This window comes from Suipraeoptans intestinalis (assembly GCF_034091795.1).
In the GTDB taxonomy this organism is placed as follows: domain Bacteria; phylum Bacillota; class Clostridia; order Lachnospirales; family Lachnospiraceae; genus Suipraeoptans; species Suipraeoptans intestinalis.
The window spans coordinates 20,987-39,637 of record NZ_JAXFXH010000027.1; the positions used below are offsets into that span (position 1 = coordinate 20,987).

14 protein-coding genes and 1 tRNA gene are annotated in these 18,651 nt (G+C 47.8%); 13 read left to right on the forward strand and 2 right to left on the reverse strand.

What is annotated here, in order from left to right:
* The first annotated feature begins 383 nt into the window (after positions 1 to 383).
* Positions 384 to 1,964: a DEAD/DEAH box helicase gene (locus SOW26_RS09340; RefSeq protein WP_276960040.1), complete on the forward strand. Its 1,581-nt coding sequence runs from the start codon at positions 384 to 386 to the stop codon at positions 1,962 to 1,964.
* Positions 1,965 to 2,010: 46 nt separating this feature from the next.
* Entirely contained in the window at positions 2,011 to 2,592 is a 582-nt protein-coding gene (locus SOW26_RS09345; RefSeq protein WP_276960039.1) for a nucleotidyl transferase family protein, read from the forward strand.
* 167 nt (positions 2,593 to 2,759) lie between these two features.
* On the opposite strand, the gene SOW26_RS09350 is transcribed toward SOW26_RS09345, so the two are convergent.
* A complete protein-coding gene (locus tag SOW26_RS09350; RefSeq protein ID WP_154475903.1) occupies positions 2,760 to 3,074 on the reverse strand; it encodes a YbjQ family protein in 315 nt (104 codons plus the stop codon).
* A 153-nt stretch (positions 3,075 to 3,227) separates the two neighbouring features.
* On the opposite strand from SOW26_RS09350, the gene dapB reads away from it, so the two are divergent.
* Complete coding sequence (gene dapB / locus SOW26_RS09355) at positions 3,228 to 4,022, forward strand: 4-hydroxy-tetrahydrodipicolinate reductase (RefSeq protein ID WP_320652290.1); 795 nt, start codon at positions 3,228 to 3,230, stop codon at positions 4,020 to 4,022.
* 96 nt (positions 4,023 to 4,118) lie between these two features.
* Here dapB and SOW26_RS09360 read toward each other — a convergent pair.
* Positions 4,119 to 4,193 (reverse strand) — tRNA-Pro (locus SOW26_RS09360).
* Positions 4,194 to 4,310: 117 nt separating this feature from the next.
* On the opposite strand from SOW26_RS09360, the gene arcC reads away from it, so the two are divergent.
* The 10 genes from arcC to mreB all read left to right on the forward strand — a co-directional run bounded on the left by arcC (position 4,311) and on the right by mreB (position 18,647).
* Complete coding sequence (arcC, locus tag SOW26_RS09365) at positions 4,311 to 5,240, forward strand: carbamate kinase (RefSeq protein WP_276960258.1); 930 nt, start codon at positions 4,311 to 4,313, stop codon at positions 5,238 to 5,240.
* Between the two features lie 349 nt (positions 5,241 to 5,589).
* Positions 5,590 to 6,360 (forward strand): ABC transporter ATP-binding protein, encoded by a 771-nt coding sequence (locus tag SOW26_RS09370; RefSeq protein ID WP_154475897.1) that lies wholly within the window; start codon positions 5,590 to 5,592, stop codon positions 6,358 to 6,360.
* A 4-nt stretch (positions 6,361 to 6,364) separates the two neighbouring features.
* Positions 6,365 to 7,573: an ABC transporter permease gene (locus SOW26_RS09375; RefSeq protein WP_276960260.1), complete on the forward strand. Its 1,209-nt coding sequence runs from the start codon at positions 6,365 to 6,367 to the stop codon at positions 7,571 to 7,573.
* Positions 7,574 to 7,689: 116 nt separating this feature from the next.
* On the forward strand, positions 7,690 to 8,139 hold the full coding sequence (gene nrdR / locus SOW26_RS09380; RefSeq protein ID WP_154475893.1) for a transcriptional regulator NrdR: 450 nt from the start codon (positions 7,690 to 7,692) through the stop codon (positions 8,137 to 8,139).
* A gap of 197 nt (positions 8,140 to 8,336) precedes the next feature.
* Positions 8,337 to 9,071: a tRNA pseudouridine(38-40) synthase TruA gene (gene truA, locus SOW26_RS09385; protein ID WP_320652291.1), complete on the forward strand. Its 735-nt coding sequence runs from the start codon at positions 8,337 to 8,339 to the stop codon at positions 9,069 to 9,071.
* 36 nt (positions 9,072 to 9,107) lie between these two features.
* Positions 9,108 to 9,860, forward strand: coding sequence for an exodeoxyribonuclease III (locus tag SOW26_RS09390; protein WP_276959506.1), 753 nt, complete (start codon positions 9,108 to 9,110; stop codon positions 9,858 to 9,860).
* Positions 9,861 to 10,019: 159 nt separating this feature from the next.
* Positions 10,020 to 12,167, forward strand: coding sequence for an MBL fold metallo-hydrolase (locus tag SOW26_RS09395; RefSeq protein ID WP_320652292.1), 2,148 nt, complete (start codon positions 10,020 to 10,022; stop codon positions 12,165 to 12,167).
* A gap of 433 nt (positions 12,168 to 12,600) precedes the next feature.
* Positions 12,601 to 14,586 carry an excinuclease ABC subunit UvrB gene (gene uvrB / locus SOW26_RS09400; protein ID WP_276959510.1) on the forward strand — a complete coding sequence of 662 codons (1,986 nt, stop codon included), beginning with the start codon at positions 12,601 to 12,603 and terminating at the stop codon, positions 14,584 to 14,586.
* A gap of 43 nt (positions 14,587 to 14,629) precedes the next feature.
* Positions 14,630 to 17,473: an excinuclease ABC subunit UvrA gene (gene uvrA, locus SOW26_RS09405; RefSeq protein ID WP_154475883.1), complete on the forward strand. Its 2,844-nt coding sequence runs from the start codon at positions 14,630 to 14,632 to the stop codon at positions 17,471 to 17,473.
* Positions 17,474 to 17,654: 181 nt separating this feature from the next.
* Complete coding sequence (gene mreB, locus SOW26_RS09410; protein WP_276959511.1) at positions 17,655 to 18,647, forward strand: rod shape-determining protein; 993 nt, start codon at positions 17,655 to 17,657, stop codon at positions 18,645 to 18,647.
* The last annotated feature ends 4 nt before the right edge of the window (positions 18,648 to 18,651 follow it).

Sequence of the window (18,651 nt, forward strand, 5' to 3'; positions counted from 1 at the left end):
ATTGACTGGCACTAGTATAAGGGAAGAAGCCGGCAGTTTTCAAGAAAAAAGTAGACAGCCGAAGGGAATCTGTGCTATGATGGCACAGGAAAATGTAGGTACTCTTTACCTGGTTCGGGTAGAGGGTATTTTTATTTCATGGGAAATTGCATCCCATAGGACGAAAATTCCGTCAAGCTTTGTGCATCTTGCGGAGAACGAGTGTTGAAAAATATGAAAGATATGATGCATCTGCCGTTTTTTGGGATGCGGCATGGAAAGATATGAGAAAGCAGGCAGGAGAGAAAGCTTTAGGATGGCATGAATGATCTGCGCCAAAGGATGGCGTCAGGATCGAAATGAGGTAGAAGGATCTCGTTGGAAAGGAAGAAACAGGTTAGAGAATGGAAACAGTAAGATTTGAGGAACTGGGGATTTGCCCCGAAATTTTAAAGGCAGTGAAAAAAATGGGCTTTGAGGAGGCTTCGCCGATTCAGACACAGGCGATTCCGGCTGTCATGGAAGGACAGGATGTGATCGGTCAGGCGCAGACAGGAACCGGAAAAACGGCTGCGTTCGGAATCCCGCTTTTGGAGAAGATAGACCCCAAAAATAAGAAGCTGCAGGCGGTGGTCTTATGTCCGACTCGTGAGCTGGCGATCCAGGTGGCAGATGAGATCAGAAATCTGGCAGCCTATCTGCATGGAATAAAGATCCTGCCGGTATACGGGGGACAGGAGATCGTGAAACAGATCCGTTCCCTGAAACAAGGGGCTCAGCTGGTAGTAGGGACCCCGGGGCGTGTGATGGACCATATGCGGCGCCGGACCATGAAAATGGACGGGGTTCATACAGTGGTGCTGGATGAGGCAGACGAGATGTTAAATATGGGATTCAGGGAAGACATTGAGACGATTCTGGAGGGAGTTCCGGAAGAAAGGCAGACTGTCCTGTTTTCTGCTACAATGCCAAAGCCCATTCTGGATCTGACAAAACGCTTCCAGAAACAGGCCAGGATCATCAAAGTGACAAAAAAGGAACTGACCGTCCCCAATATTGAACAATTCTACTATGAAGTCAGACCGAAGAACAAAGAGGAAGTGCTTTCCAGACTGCTGGATATCTATACTCCGAAGCTCTCGGTAGTATTTTGTAATACGAAAAAGCAGGTGGATCTTTTGGTAAATGGACTGCTGGGAAGAGGCTATTTTGCAGCAGGTCTTCACGGAGACATGAAACAGACGCAGAGAGACCGGGTGATGGAAGGGTTCCGAAAAGGAAAGACAGATATTTTGGTAGCGACAGATGTGGCGGCCAGAGGAATCGATGTAGATGAAGTAGAAGCGGTGTTCAACTATGATCTTCCGCAGGACGATGAATATTATGTGCACAGGATCGGGAGAACAGGCAGGGCCGGAAGAGTGGGGCGCTCCTTCTCTTTTGTAACAGGCAAAGAAGTATACAAGCTGAGGGAGATCCAAAAGTATTGTAAAACCAGGATCCTGGCACAAAAAGTTCCGTCGTTGGACGATGTGGCGAACACAAAGCTGGAGCTTTTAATGGACAAGGTGGAAGGAGTCATAGAAGAAGGGGAGTTGACATCTTATCTGAATTTGATACAATCCAAGATAAATGAATCAGAATATACCAGTATGGATATGGCTGCCGCTCTGCTGAAGATCTGCTTTGGAGAAAGAGCGGATGGAGAGGAAGAAGGATTTGGAGATACAGGAGCAGAAGAACCGGGAATGGTAAGGCTCTTTATCAATATCGGGAAAAAGAACAAGGCAAGACCGGGGGATATCCTGGGAGCGCTGACCGGTGAAAGCAATATTCCCGGAGATCTGGTAGGAACCATTGATATGTATGACAAATATACATTTGTAGAGGTTCCGGAGTCCTACGCAAGAGAGATCCTTTCCAACATGAACCGGACAAAGATCAAAGGGAAATCAGTGGCGGTAGAGCCGGCAAATCAGAAATAGTTTCCCCGGCGGAAGGCAGGATTTCCATGGGGAAGGAGAGAGTGCTGTGATAGAAACAGGTGTGGTAAACGGAAGGTTTCAGGTGTTGAATTTGAAGCATATGGAATATATTCTGGCGGCAAAGATGAAGTGCTCCAAGCTCTTTATTGGGATCAATAACCCGGATGCACTGCATACAAAGGAGTCGGAGGCAGATAGGAACCGGTCGGAGAAATCGGCAAATCCCTTTACCTATTTTGAACGGTATGAAATGCTGCGGATGGCTCTTCGGGAATTCAGAGTTCCGGAGAATGAATTTGATATTATTCCGTTTCCCATCAACCTTCCCGAATATATTTTACAGTATGCACCAAAGGACGCCACATATTTTTTAGGGCTGTATGAAGAATGGGATGCAGAAAAGCTTGGGATACTGGAAGGCCTGGGAGTCAGAACGGAGATCCTGTGGAGAAAAACGCCGGAGCAAAAAGGCGTATCTTCTTCCTGTATCCGGCGAAAGATAGCGCTGGGAGAGGAGTGGGCAGACTATGTACCCCCCAGCGTATATCAGTACATGAAAGAACATCATCTAGATGAAAGAGTACGCCGTCTGGAGAAAATGCGGATGGATGAAAAATCATTGATCTGATAAAAGAGGCGGCGACAAAGAACAAAGACCCGTCCGGATCAGCGTCGTATGTCTGTGATAGGAAAAGAGAGAGCCCTGCAAGTACGCGACAACTTGCAGGGCTCTCTCTTGAAATTTTTTGTTGATCAGAAAAACTGCTCCAAAGGCCGCAACATTTTGTGACCGGATTATTCTACAAATTTTACGGCTGTTCCGTAGGCCATAACTTCAGAAGCATTCTGAACGATCTGACTGGAAGCGTAACGGATGTTGATAACGGCATCAGCTCCCATGGAAGCGGCGTCTTCTGCCATACGGCGCGTGGCGGTGGCGCGGGATTCGTTCATCATTTCCGTATAGGAGGTCAATTCGCCGCCTACGATGGTTTTGAAAGAATTCAGGATATCCTTTCCAATGTGTACAGACTGTACCATGGTTCCTCTGACCAGACCGATGATCTCAAACTTCTTTCCGGGGATGTAATCTGTATTTACTAGTATCATGAGATTCCTCCTTTGTTCGCCTGTATTATAAATTTGATACAATTATAGATCCTTGTAAAATAAAAAGCAAGAAAATATTTTTGGAAGTTTTGCCATGTGCTATAATTTTACCAAAGGGATCCGAAAACAAAGAAAAGACGGGAGGGAAGAAAGATGAATGTGATTGTGATAGGACCGAGAGGAAAAATGGGAAAGCTGATCATACAGGCGGCAGCACAGAGAGAGGATATGATTCTGGTGGGAGGAGTCGCCCCCAAAGGAAGAGACTATGTAGGCAAAGACCTGGGACAGGCGGCTATGCTGGGGGAAAATCTGGGAAAGCTGGTCTACGATGATCTGGAGGAGATCATAGAGGACTGTGATGTGATCATTGATTTTTCTACCAGAGAGACCTCTATGAATGTCCTGGACGCCGCACGCAGGCATAAAAAAGCGCTGGTATGTGGAACTACCGGATTTTCAGAAGAAGAGAGAAATAAATTTGTACAGGCCGCGGGAGAAATCCCTATTCTTTACGCAGCAAATACATCCAGGATGGTCAATGTTATGCGAAAGCTTCTGGAAACAGCAGTCCGACTACTGCCGGAGGCGGATGTCGAAATCCTGGAAATGCATGATCAATGGAAGATCGACGCTCCCAGCGGGACATCCAGAGAGCTGGGAGAGGCGATGGCAAAGGCGCTGGGAAAGGAATGGGAAAAAATAGCTGTTTTTGGACGGGAAGGAGCATTTCCCAGAGAAAAGGGAACCATGGGATACCATTCCCTGCGGGCAGGCAATATCCCCAGCAGTCATACTGTATTTTTGGGAGGAATGGGAGAGCGTTTGGAAATTACCCACCACTCCTATAACTGGGAATGCTTTGCAAGAGGAGCCTGCGACTGTGCGGTGTTTCTGGAAGGGAAGCCGGCAGGTTATTATACGATAGAAGATGTGATTCAATTATAGCGGGGAGCGGAAGAGAAGAGGCCGCATGGAGCAGCAGTAGTTTTGCTGACAACAAAAAAGAGCATCAGACAAAAGTGTGTGATGCTCTCTTTACAGTCGGGGTAACAGGATTCGAACCTGCGACCTCACGGCCCCCAGCCGTGCGCTCTGACCAAGCTGAGCCATACCCCGATAGACCTATTCTAGCGAATTTGGAAAAAGAATGCAAGTATTATTTTTCATTAAGAGGTATGTTATAATCATTTTCAATAGAAACGGCATGACAGAAAGCTGTGAGGAGGAACGCAAATGAAGAAAAGAGCGGTACTGGCACTGGGACACAGGGCGTTGGGAATCACCCTGCCGGATCAACAAAAGGCAGTAACAAAGACGGCGGAAGCGATCGCAGATCTGATAGAAGAAGGCTATCAGGTGGCGATTACCCACAGCAACGCACCTCAGGTGGGGATGATCCATACAGCCATGAATGAATTTGGCAAAGCGCATCAGGATTATACAGCGGCTCCCATGTCGGTGTGTTCGGCTATGAGTCAGGGATACATCGGATACGACCTGCAGAAGGCCATTCGAGAAGCATTGTTAAATAGAGGTCTTTATCGGACGGTCAGTACCGTATTGACCCAGGTGATCGTAGATCCCTATGACGAGGCTTTTTACACGCCTACAAAAGTGTTGGGACGTTATCTGAACGCAGAAGAGGCTGCAAAGGAGAGGAAGAAGGGAAATTATGTGGTGGAAGAGCCGGGAAAAGGTTTCCGCAGAATCGTGGCGGCCCCCAATCCGGTTGCCATTGTGGAGATTGATGCGATAAAAGCGCTCCTGGATGCAGATCAGGTGGTGATCGCAGCTGGAGGCGGAGGGATCCCTGTGCTGGAGCAGGAGCATCATCTGAAGGGAGCCAGCGCGGTAGTGGAGAAAGATCTGGCGGCCGGGAAGCTGGCGGAAGAGACGGATGCAGACGAACTGATTATCCTGACCAGCGTGGAAAAGGTAAAGATCCACATGGGGACAGACAGAGAGGAGCAGTTGGGGGAGATCAGCGTGGAGGAGGCGAAAGGCTATATGGAGGAAGGACACTTTGGAGTATATAATATGCTTCCGAAGTTTCGGGCGTCCATTTCCTTTTTGGAGAAACGGGAGGGAAGAAGGGCGATCATCACCTCCTTCGATCATGTAAAAGCTGCGATCCAGGGAAAAACAGGGACAAGGATCCTGTAAAAAGCCATCAAATATCAAACATGCCAGAAACATTGGAAATAATAGGATCAATCAGAAACCATCAGCAGTGAAGGCCTCTTTTGTCAGACGGAACCTGACGAAAGGAGTTCACCTCATAGGGCTGATGGTTCTGTTTTACAGGAAATTGTATGTGAGTATGAAAATCAAAGAAAATCCCTGCAAACACCCGGAAAAGTGCAGAGGAAGCCAGAGGGAAGGAAGCGGGGTGTCCGGAGCATCTCCGGGGAAGAAAAAGAGGTTGACAAGAAAAAAGAGAGGAAGTATGATTGTATCAACAAAGCAATACAATAAGACAATGCAAGAAACGAGCAGGAAGAGGGGTGTACAGATGATAGAAATCAAAAATCTGACGAAGGTGTATCGTCTGAACAAGAAGCAGATGATGGAGTTAAAGACGAAGGATCCTAAAAAGACGGCGGTAGGAAATCTGAGCTTTCAGGCGAAAGAGGGAGAGATCTATGGCCTTCTGGGACCAAACGGTGCGGGAAAGACGACCACGCTCCGCTGTATCGCCACCTTGATTCCTCCTACCGAAGGAGAGATTTATGTGAATGGATACGAGGTGCAGAAGGAGCCCAAGAAAGTCAGGACGCAGATTGGATTTCTGACCAGTGACATTAAACTGGATGAGCAGTTTACAGTAGATTATATGTTTGATTTTTTCGGACGGCTGCATGAAGTGGAAAAAGATACTCTTCAACAGAGAAAAGAGGAATTGTTTTCCTATTTTGGGATCGAAGGCTTTGCCCATAAGCAGATCAAGGAGCTTTCCACAGGAATGAAGCAGAAAGCAGCCATTGCAGTGAGTCTGGTACATGATCCCAGGATCGTTATTTTTGACGAACCTACCAACGGATTGGATATCATCACGGCAAGAGGGGTAACAGACTATCTGAAAAAGCTGCGGAATGAAGGAAAGCTGATCGTGGTTTCCACCCATATTATGTCGGAAGCACAAAAACTGTGTGACAGGATCGGAATCATTGTGGATGGAGAAATGGTGGCAGAAGGTACGGTGGCAGAACTTCTGCAACAGACCGGAGCACAGGATCTGGAAGACGCATTTTTTGAATTTTACAGGGAAAAGAAGGGGGAGTAGCGGCATGAAAGGAATCAGAGAAATATTCGGGAAAGAAATGGCGCGGATATTCAGGGACAAAAAAATGGTATTTTCTGTCTTTGTATTGCCGGTGGTGATCATGCTGGTTATTTTTTCGGTTGTGGGAATGATGGCGGAACGGAAGCAGAAAGACATCGAGGCACACAAATCCAGGATTTATACACTTCACGCGCCGACAGACTTTCAGCAACAGATGGAAGCGTCAGGATTTTTGGCCGAATATACACAGATGGAATCTGAAAAAGAATTTGAGGCGGCAAAGAAAAAGATCAAAGAGGGAGAGATCGATCTGATCGTAAGATTTTCCGATGGATTTGAAGAGCAGACAAAGGCTTACAAAGAAGGGGAGCCTCTTCCCTGGGTCAATACCTACGAAAATCCGTCAGAAGAATATTCGGCCAAGACGTCCTCCTTTGTGAAAACGATGCTGGAATCTTATCGTCAGACGCTTTTGGCAGAGCGAGTGGGAGATCTGAGGCAATTGACGGTTTTTGAAGTAAACACAGACAACTCTCAGATGTACATTCAGGATAAGGCGAAGGCGACAGGCAAGATGGCGGGAACCATGCTGCCCTACTTTGTAACCGTCTTTTTGTTTGCAGGGGCGATGGGAATCGGAACGGATATGATAGCAGGAGAGAAGGAAAGAGGAACCATGTACAGCCTTCTGGTGACGCCGATCCAGAGAAGCTCTATTGTACTGGGGAAGGTGTTTTCGCTTATGACGATCTCCGGAATTTCCGCAATTGTATATGTGACGGCCCTGGCAGTGGCGGCGAATACGATTTTTAAAGACAAGCTGTCGGGAGCAAACTTCCACCTGGATATTCAGGCGGGGCAGATCGCTATGCTGGGAGTACTGCTATTGTTTATGTCCTTCCTGTATTCTACCATCATTGCACTGATCTCTGTGTTTGCAAAGACGGTGAAAGAAGCAGGAACTTATATTATGCCGGCCTATATGCTAGTTTTGATCATCGGTCTGATCTCCATGTTTTCAACAGGAAAACCCCAGGAAAACCTCTGGTTTGTCCCGTTTTATAACAATGCCATGGCAATCCAGGGAATCATGAGTCAGGAGATCACCTTGTTCCAGTACGGGATCACGGTGGCGGAAACACTGGCATTGGGAGTGATTTTGACAGGGGTGATCGTGAAGGCATTTGAGAGTGAGAAGGTCATGTCTAAATAGGAGGATATTTGAAGGAAGAAAAACGGAAGGAACCGGAACTGTAAGGGACAATGGATTGACTTCACGAACCGGACAGGCTATACTGAAACCAACAAAATGAGAAGAGGTTAGACAACATGAAATGTCCTTATTGCAATCACCCGGATACAAAAGTAGTGGATTCCAGACCGACGGAGGACGGGAATTCCATCCGAAGACGGAGAGCCTGTGAAATCTGCAAAAAGAGGTTCACCACTTATGAAAAAGTGGAGACGATCCCACTCATCATTATCAAAAAGGATAATAACAGGGAACAGTATGATCGTGGCAAAATAGAAAACGGAGTGTTGCGCGCCTGTTATAAAAGGCCGATTTCAGCAGAAGCCATCAAGGCGGCAGTAGACCGGATCGAGACGCAGGTGTTCAGCCTGGAAGAAAAGGAAATTCCCAGCAACCGTATCGGTGAGATGGTCATGGAGGAGCTTAAGAGGCTGGATGAGGTGGCGTATGTGCGGTTTGCCTCTGTGTACAGAGAGTTTAAAGATGTGAATACCTTTATGGACGAGCTGAAGAAGATCTTGGGTTAAGACAGAAAAGAGTCGGTGAGAACCTCCTTGCTGCAAGGCTTGGGGCAGGTTCGGAACAGCCCTGGATCAAGCTCCGGAGCGGGCTTAACAAGTATTTGCGAATCCCGGAAAAAGGTGGTAGAATGATGAAAGAAGTGTACGATAAGGTATGCTTCTTTCTTTTTACTGTAAATGGAAAAGAGGCAAGGTGAATATAGATGAGAACATATAAACTGACGATTTCCTATGACGGAAGCAGGTTTCAAGGATGGCAGAGACAGTCTACCACGGACAATACCATCCAGTTTATCCTGGAGCGGAGCATCGGAAAGCTGGTGGGATATCGGGTGCATGTGGACGGCTCGGGACGAACGGATGCGGGCGTACACGCAAGAGGACAGGTGGCAAGTGTTCAGCTGGGCAGGCTGTATGACACGCAGGAATTCAGAGAATCCCTGAATCGTTACCTTCCGGAAGACATCCGGGTCATCAAGGTAGAGCTGATGAAAAACGGATTTCATGCCAGAAAAAGCGCAAAAGGAAAAAAGTACGAATATTATATTGACTGCAGGGAAAAGCCGGATGTATTTTCCCGAAGATATTGTTATCATTATCCGGAAAAGCTGGATATCCAGGCCATGCGAAAAGCGGCCTCCTATCTGATCGGGGCAAGAAATTTCACCAGTTTTACAGATGATAAGGATTGTAGCGATCCGGTCCGGCAGATTACTAACATCAAGATCCTGAGTTCGGGAGAAAAGGTGCGGATCACTTACTACGGATCAGGATTTTTGTATCACATGGTACGGATCCTGACAGGGACTCTTCTGGAAGTGGGAACGGGAAAACGGGACCCGGCGATGCTTCCTGTAGTGATTGCGGCAGAAGATCGTCGGCTGGCAGGATTTTTGGCGCCGGCAAGAGGATTGTTCCTGCGTAAGGTATATTATTAGAATCTATATATAGGAAAACAGAAAGTGAGGACATAGATGAAGTTTGTTTCGTGGAATGTGAATGGGATCAGAGCGTGCGTACAGAAGGGATTTTTGGAATTTTTTCAGGAGGCGGATGCGGATATTTTCTGTATCCAGGAGTCTAAAATGCAGGAGGGACAGCTGGAGCTTGCGACTCCGGGATACTATCAGTACTGGAATTACGCGAAGAAGAAAGGGTATTCGGGCACCGCGATCTTCACAAAGGAAGAGCCGCTGTCGGTACAGTATGGAATCGGGATAGAAGCGCATGATCAGGAGGGGCGGGTGATTACCCTGGAATTCGAGGAATACTATTTTATCACCGTTTATACGCCCAATTCGCAGAGTGAACTGGCAAGGCTTTCTTACCGGATGGAGTGGGAAAAAGACTTTCTTGCCTATCTGAAACGACTGGAGGAGATGAAGCCGGTGATCTTCTGTGGCGACCTGAATGTGGCGCACCGGGAGATCGATCTGAAAAATCCCAAGACCAACCGTAAGAATGCAGGCTTTACCGATGAGGAAAGGCAAAAATTCACAGAACTGACAGAGGCAGGTTTTATTGATACTTTCCGTTATTTTTATCCGGATCAGACAGAGATCTATTCCTGGTGGTCTTACAGATTTCGTGCCAGAGAAAAAAATGCAGGGTGGCGGATCGATTATTTCTGTGTATCAGAGGAACTGAAAGACAGGCTGGAGGATGCACAGATACTGACAGATGTGATGGGATCGGATCATTGTCCGGTGGTGCTGCAGATGAAATAAGGGCGACAGGCAAAGCAGAAGTGACAGGCAAAGAAGGTTTCTGCAGGAAGGAAGCGGAAACGGTATAAAATCATAACAAAAGAGCCGATACACAGCAAAGCAAGGAAATTGTGGGGAAAAGCCAGAAATGGGAGTGAACCGACGGATCAGGGAGGAAACGTGAAAAAAGGAAACTGGAAAAAGAGAGGGATGGCAATCATACTGGCAGCTGCAGTGGCTGCCGGAGGAGTGCAGGCACTGCCGGCATATGCGGAAGACAGCGGAGTGGGAGGCGTGACAGAGGATGTGGGAGCAGAGACAGGAGGAGTGACTTCCGAACCGGGAATGGATCTGCGGGAGGCGACCGGCGAAACAGAAACGATCCCACAAGCGACAGATACTGTCAGTACTGAGAGCATGCCGGGAATTGTAAAGATTCATATGGTTACTTCTTTTCAGAGTACAAATGCTTTTATCATAGAATGCGATGGACATTTTGCTGTGGTAGATTCGGGAGAAGATAGTGATTATCCAAAGAATCCCAGGCAGGGAGTGACGATAGGCCAGGGAATTGAAGAGAAAGTGATTGCTTATATGTATCGGTTAGGCATCAATGAAGAGAATTTTGATTATTATATAGGGACACATGCACATTCGGATCACATAGGGTCGGCAGATGAGGTGATCAGGGAATTTGAACCCAGGACAGTAATAGCCCCAAAATATGAAGATGAGTTTATGGATAATGAAAGAGTTTTGTATGATAATCTTTATGTACAAGAAAGAATGGTAGAGGCTGCTCAGGAAGTCGGAGCGAACCTTCTTCTAAATACACCGGTAGATCCGTATGAAATTCATTTGGGAAGTGCCAGGATCCAAATTTTTAACGGGGCACGGGATATAAAGCCCAAGTCACTATATGATGCGAATGAGATTTCTTTGGGAGTGAAAGTTACCGGATCGAATGGAAGGTCGGCTTTTATTGGCGGAGATATCAACGATTATTGGGGAGTAGAGTCCAGATTGAAGGACGAGGTGGGAAAGGTGGATGTGTGTACACTGAACCATCACGGAGGAACTGGTTCTAATTCATATCAGTACATGATGGCCCTAAATCCCAGAATCATTCTGGCCCCCAGAACCACGCCTGTTGTAGCTTCGTTGGAACCGGATGTACACGATCCGGAGCACAGTGCCTATGGCGGGATTTTGGAATTGTTGAGAAATGGGACGCAGATCGTGGCAGCAGGGGATATGGCATCAGATTTTGCCGTTGTAGTGTGCCTGGATGAACAACTGACTAATAATATTCCAGAAGACTTGGAAAGCTCTTTTTCAGATGTGGAAATGCGAATGGAAGAATCTTCAAGAGTAGCATTGAAGGGGGGAAGGTTAAAAGAGGCGATCCGGGAAGGGAGTTGGATTCGCATGGACAATAGATGGCGCTATATGGTTCAGGGGAAATTTTTGAATCAAGGGTTTGCAGATATAAACGGAGTTCGTTGCTATTTTGATACCGATGGATATCTGGTGACAGGCTGGATTTTACATGAAGATAAATGGTATTGTGCACATTTGGACGGAAGTCTGGCAAAATCAAAGTGGGTGGAATCTGGAGGGAAATGGTACTACCTGGATGCTAATTATGAAATGGCAGTAAGTACAACGGTGGATGGTGGATATTATGTAGATGAGACCGGGGTGTGGGTTCAGGAAGGAACCTGGATCAAAGATGGGATCGGTTGGTGGTATCGGTATCCGAACGGTTCCTGGCCGCAGGATTGTATAGCTTTGATCGGTGGCGAAAGATACAGCTTTGATGCAAGAGGCTATATGCAGACCGGATGGATCAAAAGAGGGGAAAGCTGGTACTATGCAGAGTCAAGCGGAGCTTTTCGGAAAAGTCAGTGGCTGTTCTACCGGGGAGTTTGGTATTACTTGAAGGCAGATGGAAGGATGGCAGTCAGTGAGATGACTCCCGATGGATACAAAGTGGACGAAGAAGGACGCTACATGGAGATCCAGGGGGATAAATGGGTAAAAGATACAGTGGGTTGGTGGTACTGCTATGCAGACGGATCCTGGCCCAGCAATAAGTTTGTTACTATCGAAGGAAAGGTTTATTATTTTAGTGAAGAAGGTTACCGCCAAAGCGGCTGGATCAAGGTGGGAGAAGACTGGTATTATGCAGAGACAGATGGAAGCATAGTTTTTTCAAAGTGGATTCCATATAAAGGAACATGGTACTATCTGCTGCCGGATGGAAAAATGATGAAACCATACAGGAAAAATAATACACAACTGGTGGAAAGTGAGTTTACGCCTTAGTTGAACCGGAGGCACGGAAGGAGGATCCTAAGCAGAAAAAGGAACAGGATATCCTCCATACAGCAAGGGAAGTTGCAGGATTCAAAAAGCCGGTTGCGGTGTAAAAGAATACTATTTGCGTGGGAGCAGGTTTCCGGAGTACGTTCAAGTGATCCGGAAGCCTGTTTTGTCATCGGCCCGGAATCCTGTCAAGGAAGGTTGCAACATTCTGTCTGGCAGGTGCATAATGGAATAAAGAATCCGAAGCCGAGTAGTTCTATCCGGTTTCGGAATATCCGACGAGATCAGTTGGAACGGAGGAAGAAACAAAGTATCTGCGGAGCGGAGTTTTGGGAACAAACAGAACAAACATTCGATTCATTCTATACATTTTCTTTGGATTCTGATATAATGGCAACAGAAAATGCAGATAGCAGATTCATAGGAGGATTTCATGGAGCATTTTGAATTAGTATCAGAATACGCCCCCACCGGCGACCAGCCGCAGGCGATTGAACAACTGGTGAAGGGCTTTCAGGAAGGTAACCAGTGCCAGACACTACTGGGAGTAACCGGCTCCGGAAAGACCTTTACCATGGCAAATGTTATTCAGCAGCTTAACAGACCGACGCTGGTCATTGCACACAATAAGACCTTAGCGGCACAGCTTTACGGAGAATTCAAAGAATTTTTCCCGAATAACGCAGTGGAATATTTCGTGTCCTATTATGATTACTACCAGCCGGAGGCCTATGTACCTTCTTCTGACACTTATATTGCAAAAGATTCGTCCATCAATGATGAGATCGATAAGCTGCGCCATTCGGCTACGGCGGCTCTGTCTGAACGAAGAGATGTGATCATCGTAGCCAGCGTATCCTGTATTTACGGACTGGGTTCTCCCATCGACTATCAGGAGATGGTGCTGTCTCTCAGGCCGGGGATGGAAAGAGACCGGGATGATGTGATACGAAAGCTGATAGATATCCAGTATGACAGAAACGAGATGGACTTCAAACGGGGCACCTTCCGGGTACGGGGAGATGTGCTGGAGGTTTTTCCGGCAGGTTCGGGAGAAGAGGCGGTCCGGATAGAGTTTTTTGGAGATGAGATAGACAGGATCACTCAGATAGACGTTTTGACAGGGGCGGTAAAAAGCGAACTGAGTCATGTGGCGGTTTTCCCGGCTTCCCACTATGTGGTTTCCAGAGAAAGTATGGAACGGGCAATCCGCTGCATTGAAGAGGAGCTGCAGGAGCGGATCGGATATTTCAAGCGGGAAGGGAAGCTGCTGGAAGCCCAGAGGATTGAAGAGCGGACAAATTTTGATATAGAGATGATGCGGGAGACCGGTTTTTGTTCCGGAATCGAAAATTATTCCCGGCATCTGACGGGGCTTCAGGCGGGCTGTCCGCCCCATACGCTGATAGATTATTTTCCGGATGACTTCATGATCATGGTCGATGAATCCCACAAAACCATTCCGCAGATCAGTGGAATGTACCACGGAGACCAGTCCAGGAAATCCACTTTGGTGGAGTACGGATTTCGCCTTCCGTCTGCAAAAGACAACAGACCTCTCAGCTTCGTGGAATTTGAAGGGAAAGTGAATCAGATGCTGTTTGTGTCAGCGACTCCCGGCGTCTATGAACAGGAGCAGGAGCTTTTGCGGGTACAGCAGGTGATCCGACCTACCGGTCTTTTGGATCCGGAGGTAGAAGTGGTGCCGGTGGAAGGACAGATCGATCACCTGCTGGGAGAAGTAAGAAAAGAGGTGGCCGGTGGACATAAGGTGCTGGTCACGACGCTGACCAAACGGATGGCAGAGGATCTGACAGATTATATGCGGGAGGTAGGGATTCGGGTCCGGTACCTCCACTCAGATATTGATACGCTGGAAAGGACGGAGATCGTCCGGGACATGCGGATGGATGTATTTGATGTGCTGGTAGGGATCAATCTCCTGCGGGAGGGGTTGGATATTCCGGAGATCACGCTGGTGGCAATTCTGGATGCGGATAAGGAGGGATTTTTGCGTTCAGAAACGTCTCTGGTGCAGACAATTGGGCGAGCAGCCAGAAATGCTGAAGGAAGAGTCCTGATGTATGCAGACAAGATCACTGATTCCATGGATCTGGCTATCCGAGAAACCATGCGAAGAAGAAAGATACAGATGGATTACAACCAGAAACATGGGATCACGCCGGCCACCATCAAAAAAGGAGTGAGGGATCTGATCGCAGTGTCGAAAAAGCTGACGGCAGAAGAGAATCTTCCGGATAAGGATCTGGAATCCATGAGCCAGAAGGAGCTGGAAAAACGGATAAAAGACCTGCAGAAGCATATGAAAAAGGCCGCAGCGGAACTGGATTTTGAGCGAGCAGCCATCCTAAGGGACCAGTTGGTCGAAGCCAAGAAATTTTTAGAAGAAAACCAATAAGGGAAAGGAATTGCAGCACAATTCGTGCAGCACAGGACAAAACATGGCAAAAAAACAGGAACAAAAGCAATGGATCCGGATAAGAGGAGCCAATGAACATAATTTAAAACAGATCGACCTGGACATTCCCAGGGAAGAGCTGGTGGTGCTGACCGGGCTGAGCGGATCAGGAAAATCGTCTCTGGCATTTGACACGATCTATGCGGAAGGGCAGAGGCGGTATATGGAATCCCTGTCCTCCTATGCCAGGCAGTTTCTGGGACAGATGGAAAAACCGGAAGTAGAAAGTATCGAAGGGCTGTCTCCGGCGATCTCTATCGACCAGAAATCCACGAACAAAAACCCCAGATCAACGGTGGGGACCGTGACAGAGGTGTATGACTATTTTCGTCTGCTCTACGCTAGAGCAGGTGTTCCTCATTGTCCAAAATGCGGGAAAGAGATCCGGAAACAGACGGTAGACCAGATGGTAGATCAGATCATGGAACTTCCGGAAAAAACCAGGATCCAGCTTCTGGCTCCGGTGGTCAGGGGAAGAAAGGGAACCCATGCCAAAATCCTGGAAAGAGTGAAAAAAAGCGGATATATCCGGGTGAGGATCGACGGAAATCTTTATGAACTCTCAGAGGAGATCCAGCTGGATAAAAATATCAAGCACAGCATAGATGTGGTGGTAGACCGTCTGGTCATCCGGGAGGGAATGGAAAAACGACTGACAGATTCGGTGGAAACGGTACTTCATCTGGCAGAAGGTTCTTTGACGGTGGAAGTGATAGGAGGAACAGAGATCCATTTCAGTCAAAGCTTTTCCTGTCCGGATTGCGAGATCAGCATTGATGAGATAGAACCGAGAAGTTTTTCGTTCAACAATCCATTCGGGGCCTGCCCGGACTGTTATGGCTTGGGATATAAGATGGAGTTTGACGTGGATCTGATGATCCCGGATCAGAGCCTGAGCATACAGGAAGGTGCGATCGCCGTAATGGGATGGCAGTCCTGCACGGATAAAAAAAGCTTTACCTATGCCGTGTTAAGCGCCTTAAGTAAGGAATACCGGTTTTCTCTGGACACGCCGTTTAGAGACTATCCCCAGGAGATCTATGACGTGCTGATCCATGGGACAAACGGAAAAGAACTGAAAGTGCATTACAAGGGGCAACGGGGGGAAGGGGTTTATGATGTAGCTTTTGAAGGACTGATCCGAAATGTGGAGAGAAGATACAGGGAGACGGCATCGGAAACGATGAAGGCAGAATACGAGGAGTTTATGAGGATCACCCCCTGTCATACCTGTAAGGGTCAGAGGTTAAAGCCGGGAGCTTTGGCGGTGACGATCGGAGATAAAAATATTTCAGAGGTAACGGCGCTGTCTATAGAAAAGCTGAACACCTTCCTGGAGGAACTGAAGCTGTCACAGCAGCAAAAGCTGATCGGGGAACAGATTCTAAAGGAAATCCGCTCCCGCATCCGGTTTCTGATGGATGTGGGGCTGGACTATCTGACCCTGGCAAGAGCGACAGGAAGCCTGTCAGGGGGAGAAGCGCAGAGAATCCGTCTGGCGACCCAGATCGGCTCCGGTCTGGTGGGGGTTGCCTATATTCTAGACGAACCTAGTATTGGCCTGCATCAGCGGGATAATGACAAGCTGCTGGGCACATTAAAACATCTCCGGGATCTGGGCAATACCGTGATCGTGGTGGAGCATGATGAAGATACGATGAAAGAGGCTGACTATATCGTGGATATCGGTCCGGGAGCAGGAGAACACGGAGGAGAAGTGGTGGCTGTAGGAACGGCCAAAGAGATCATGAAGAACCGCAGATCCATTACCGGAGATTATCTAAGCGGAAGAAAGCGGATACCGGTACCCGAAGTACGGAAAAGTCCGCAGGGCTGGATTGAGGTGAAAGGAGCCTGTGAAAATAATCTGAAGGACATAGACGTATCTTTTCCGCTGGGAGTGATGACCTGCGTAACAGGAGTTTCCGGCTCCGGAAAAAGCTCCCTGGTAAATGAGATCCTCTACAAGAAACTGGCGAGGGAACTGAACCGTGCAAGGGTGATTCCGGGAAAACACCGGGAAGTAACAGGGCTAGAGCAGCTGGATAAAGTGATCAATATCGATCAGTCACCGATAGGGAGAACGCCCAGGTCGAATCCTGCTACCTATACGGGAGTGTTTGATCTGATCAGAGATCTGTTCGCGGCAACGGCAGATGCAAAGGCCAGAGGATACAAGAAGGGGAGGTTCAGCTTTAATGTAAAGGGCGGCAGGTGCGAGGCCTGCAGCGGAGATGGGATCCTGAAAATCGAAATGCATTTTATGCCGGACGTCTATGTTCCCTGTGAGGTATGCAAGGGAAAAAGGTACAACAGAGAGACTCTGGAGGTAAAATACAAGGGGAAAAATATTTATGATGTGTTAAATATGACGGTGGAGGAGGCGCTGGCATTTTTTGAAAATGTTCCGTCTATCCGCAGAAAGATGGAAACACTTCACGACGTGGGGCTGTCCTATATCCGTCTGGGACAGCCGTCTACGACACTATCGGGCGGGGAAGCCCAGAGGATCAAGCTGGCGACAGAGCTGAGTAAGAGAAGCACGGGGAAAACCATATATATTTTGGATGAACCTACTACAGGGCTTCATTTCGCAGATGTGCATAAACTGACAGAGATCCTGCAGAGGCTGTCTGCAGATGGAAACACCGTGATCGTGATCGAACATAATCTGGATATGATCAAAACGGCGGATTACATCATTGATATCGGCCCGGAGGGCGGCGACAGGGGAGGAACAGTGATTGCCTCCGGAACACCGGAAGAGATCATCCTGTGCGAAAGATCCTATACCGGTCATTATATTGCGCCTCTTCTGAAGCATTAGAAAACGAAAAGGCTAGAAGGAGAACGGAAACCAAAAGGGGGATCCGGATGCTGTGCCAGAGCGGATGAAAAGAAAAAACCTCTTTTTATTTCGTGGATTTTTTTCTATAATAGCAGTTGGGATGACAGAACCAATTCCGGAGTGCCGGAAATTCAGAGGATTTTAAGAAAGAGAGAAGCAGATGATAGCAGATATAGGGATAGATTTGGGAACCTCCAGCATTCTGGTGTATGTAAGAGGCAAAGGTGTGATCATAAAAGAACCTTCTTTGGTAGCGTTTGACAAGGATAGCAATACGGTAAAGGCTATTGGAGAGGAGGCGAGGCAGCTTCTGGCAAGAACGGCGGGAAACGTAGTGCCGATGCGGCCCCTTCTCCATGGAACCATATCCGATTATTCCGTGACGGAAAAGGTGCTGAAATATTTTGTACAGAAGGCTATGGGAAAAAGGATGCTGAAAAAGCCTTTTATGAGCATTTGCATTCCCAGCCAGGTGACTGAAGTGGAAAAAAAGGCGGTAGAAGAAGCGGCTTATGCGGCAGGAGCAAGATCCATCAGCCTGGTGGAAGAACCGGTGGCGGCAGCCATAGGAGCCGGGATCGATATCTCAAAGCCGGCAGGGAGCATGGTGGTAGATATCGGAGGAGGAACAACGGATATTGCCGTCATTTCTCTGGGAGGGACGGTGGCAAGCAAGTCCCTCAGGGTAGCGGGGGATGATTTTGACGAGGCGATCATCCGTTACATCAAAAAGGAACATCATATGCTGATCGGAGACAAGACGGCAGAACATATCAAGATTCATGCAGGAGCAGTATACCCTTTGATCGAGGAAGAGGTGATAGAGATCAGAGGAAGGAGTCTGGATACGGGACTTCCCAAGCAGGTATCCGTCTCTTCCAGAGAAATCGAAGGAGCTTTGCATGAAGTAACGGAAGAGCTGATCCAGTCGGTAGTAGGGGTTCTGGAAAAGACTCCTCCAGAGCTGTGCGCGGATATTCTGGAAAGAGGGATCCTTCTGACGGGAGGAGGAGCACTGCTGCGCGGACTGGAAGAACTGATCCAGGAGAGGACGGGAGTCAATACCATTGTGGCAGATGATCCTATGAAGGTGGTAGCCATCGGAACAGGGAGATATGAGGAAGTGATCGGAGGAAGAAGACAGCCGAGGTAACAGC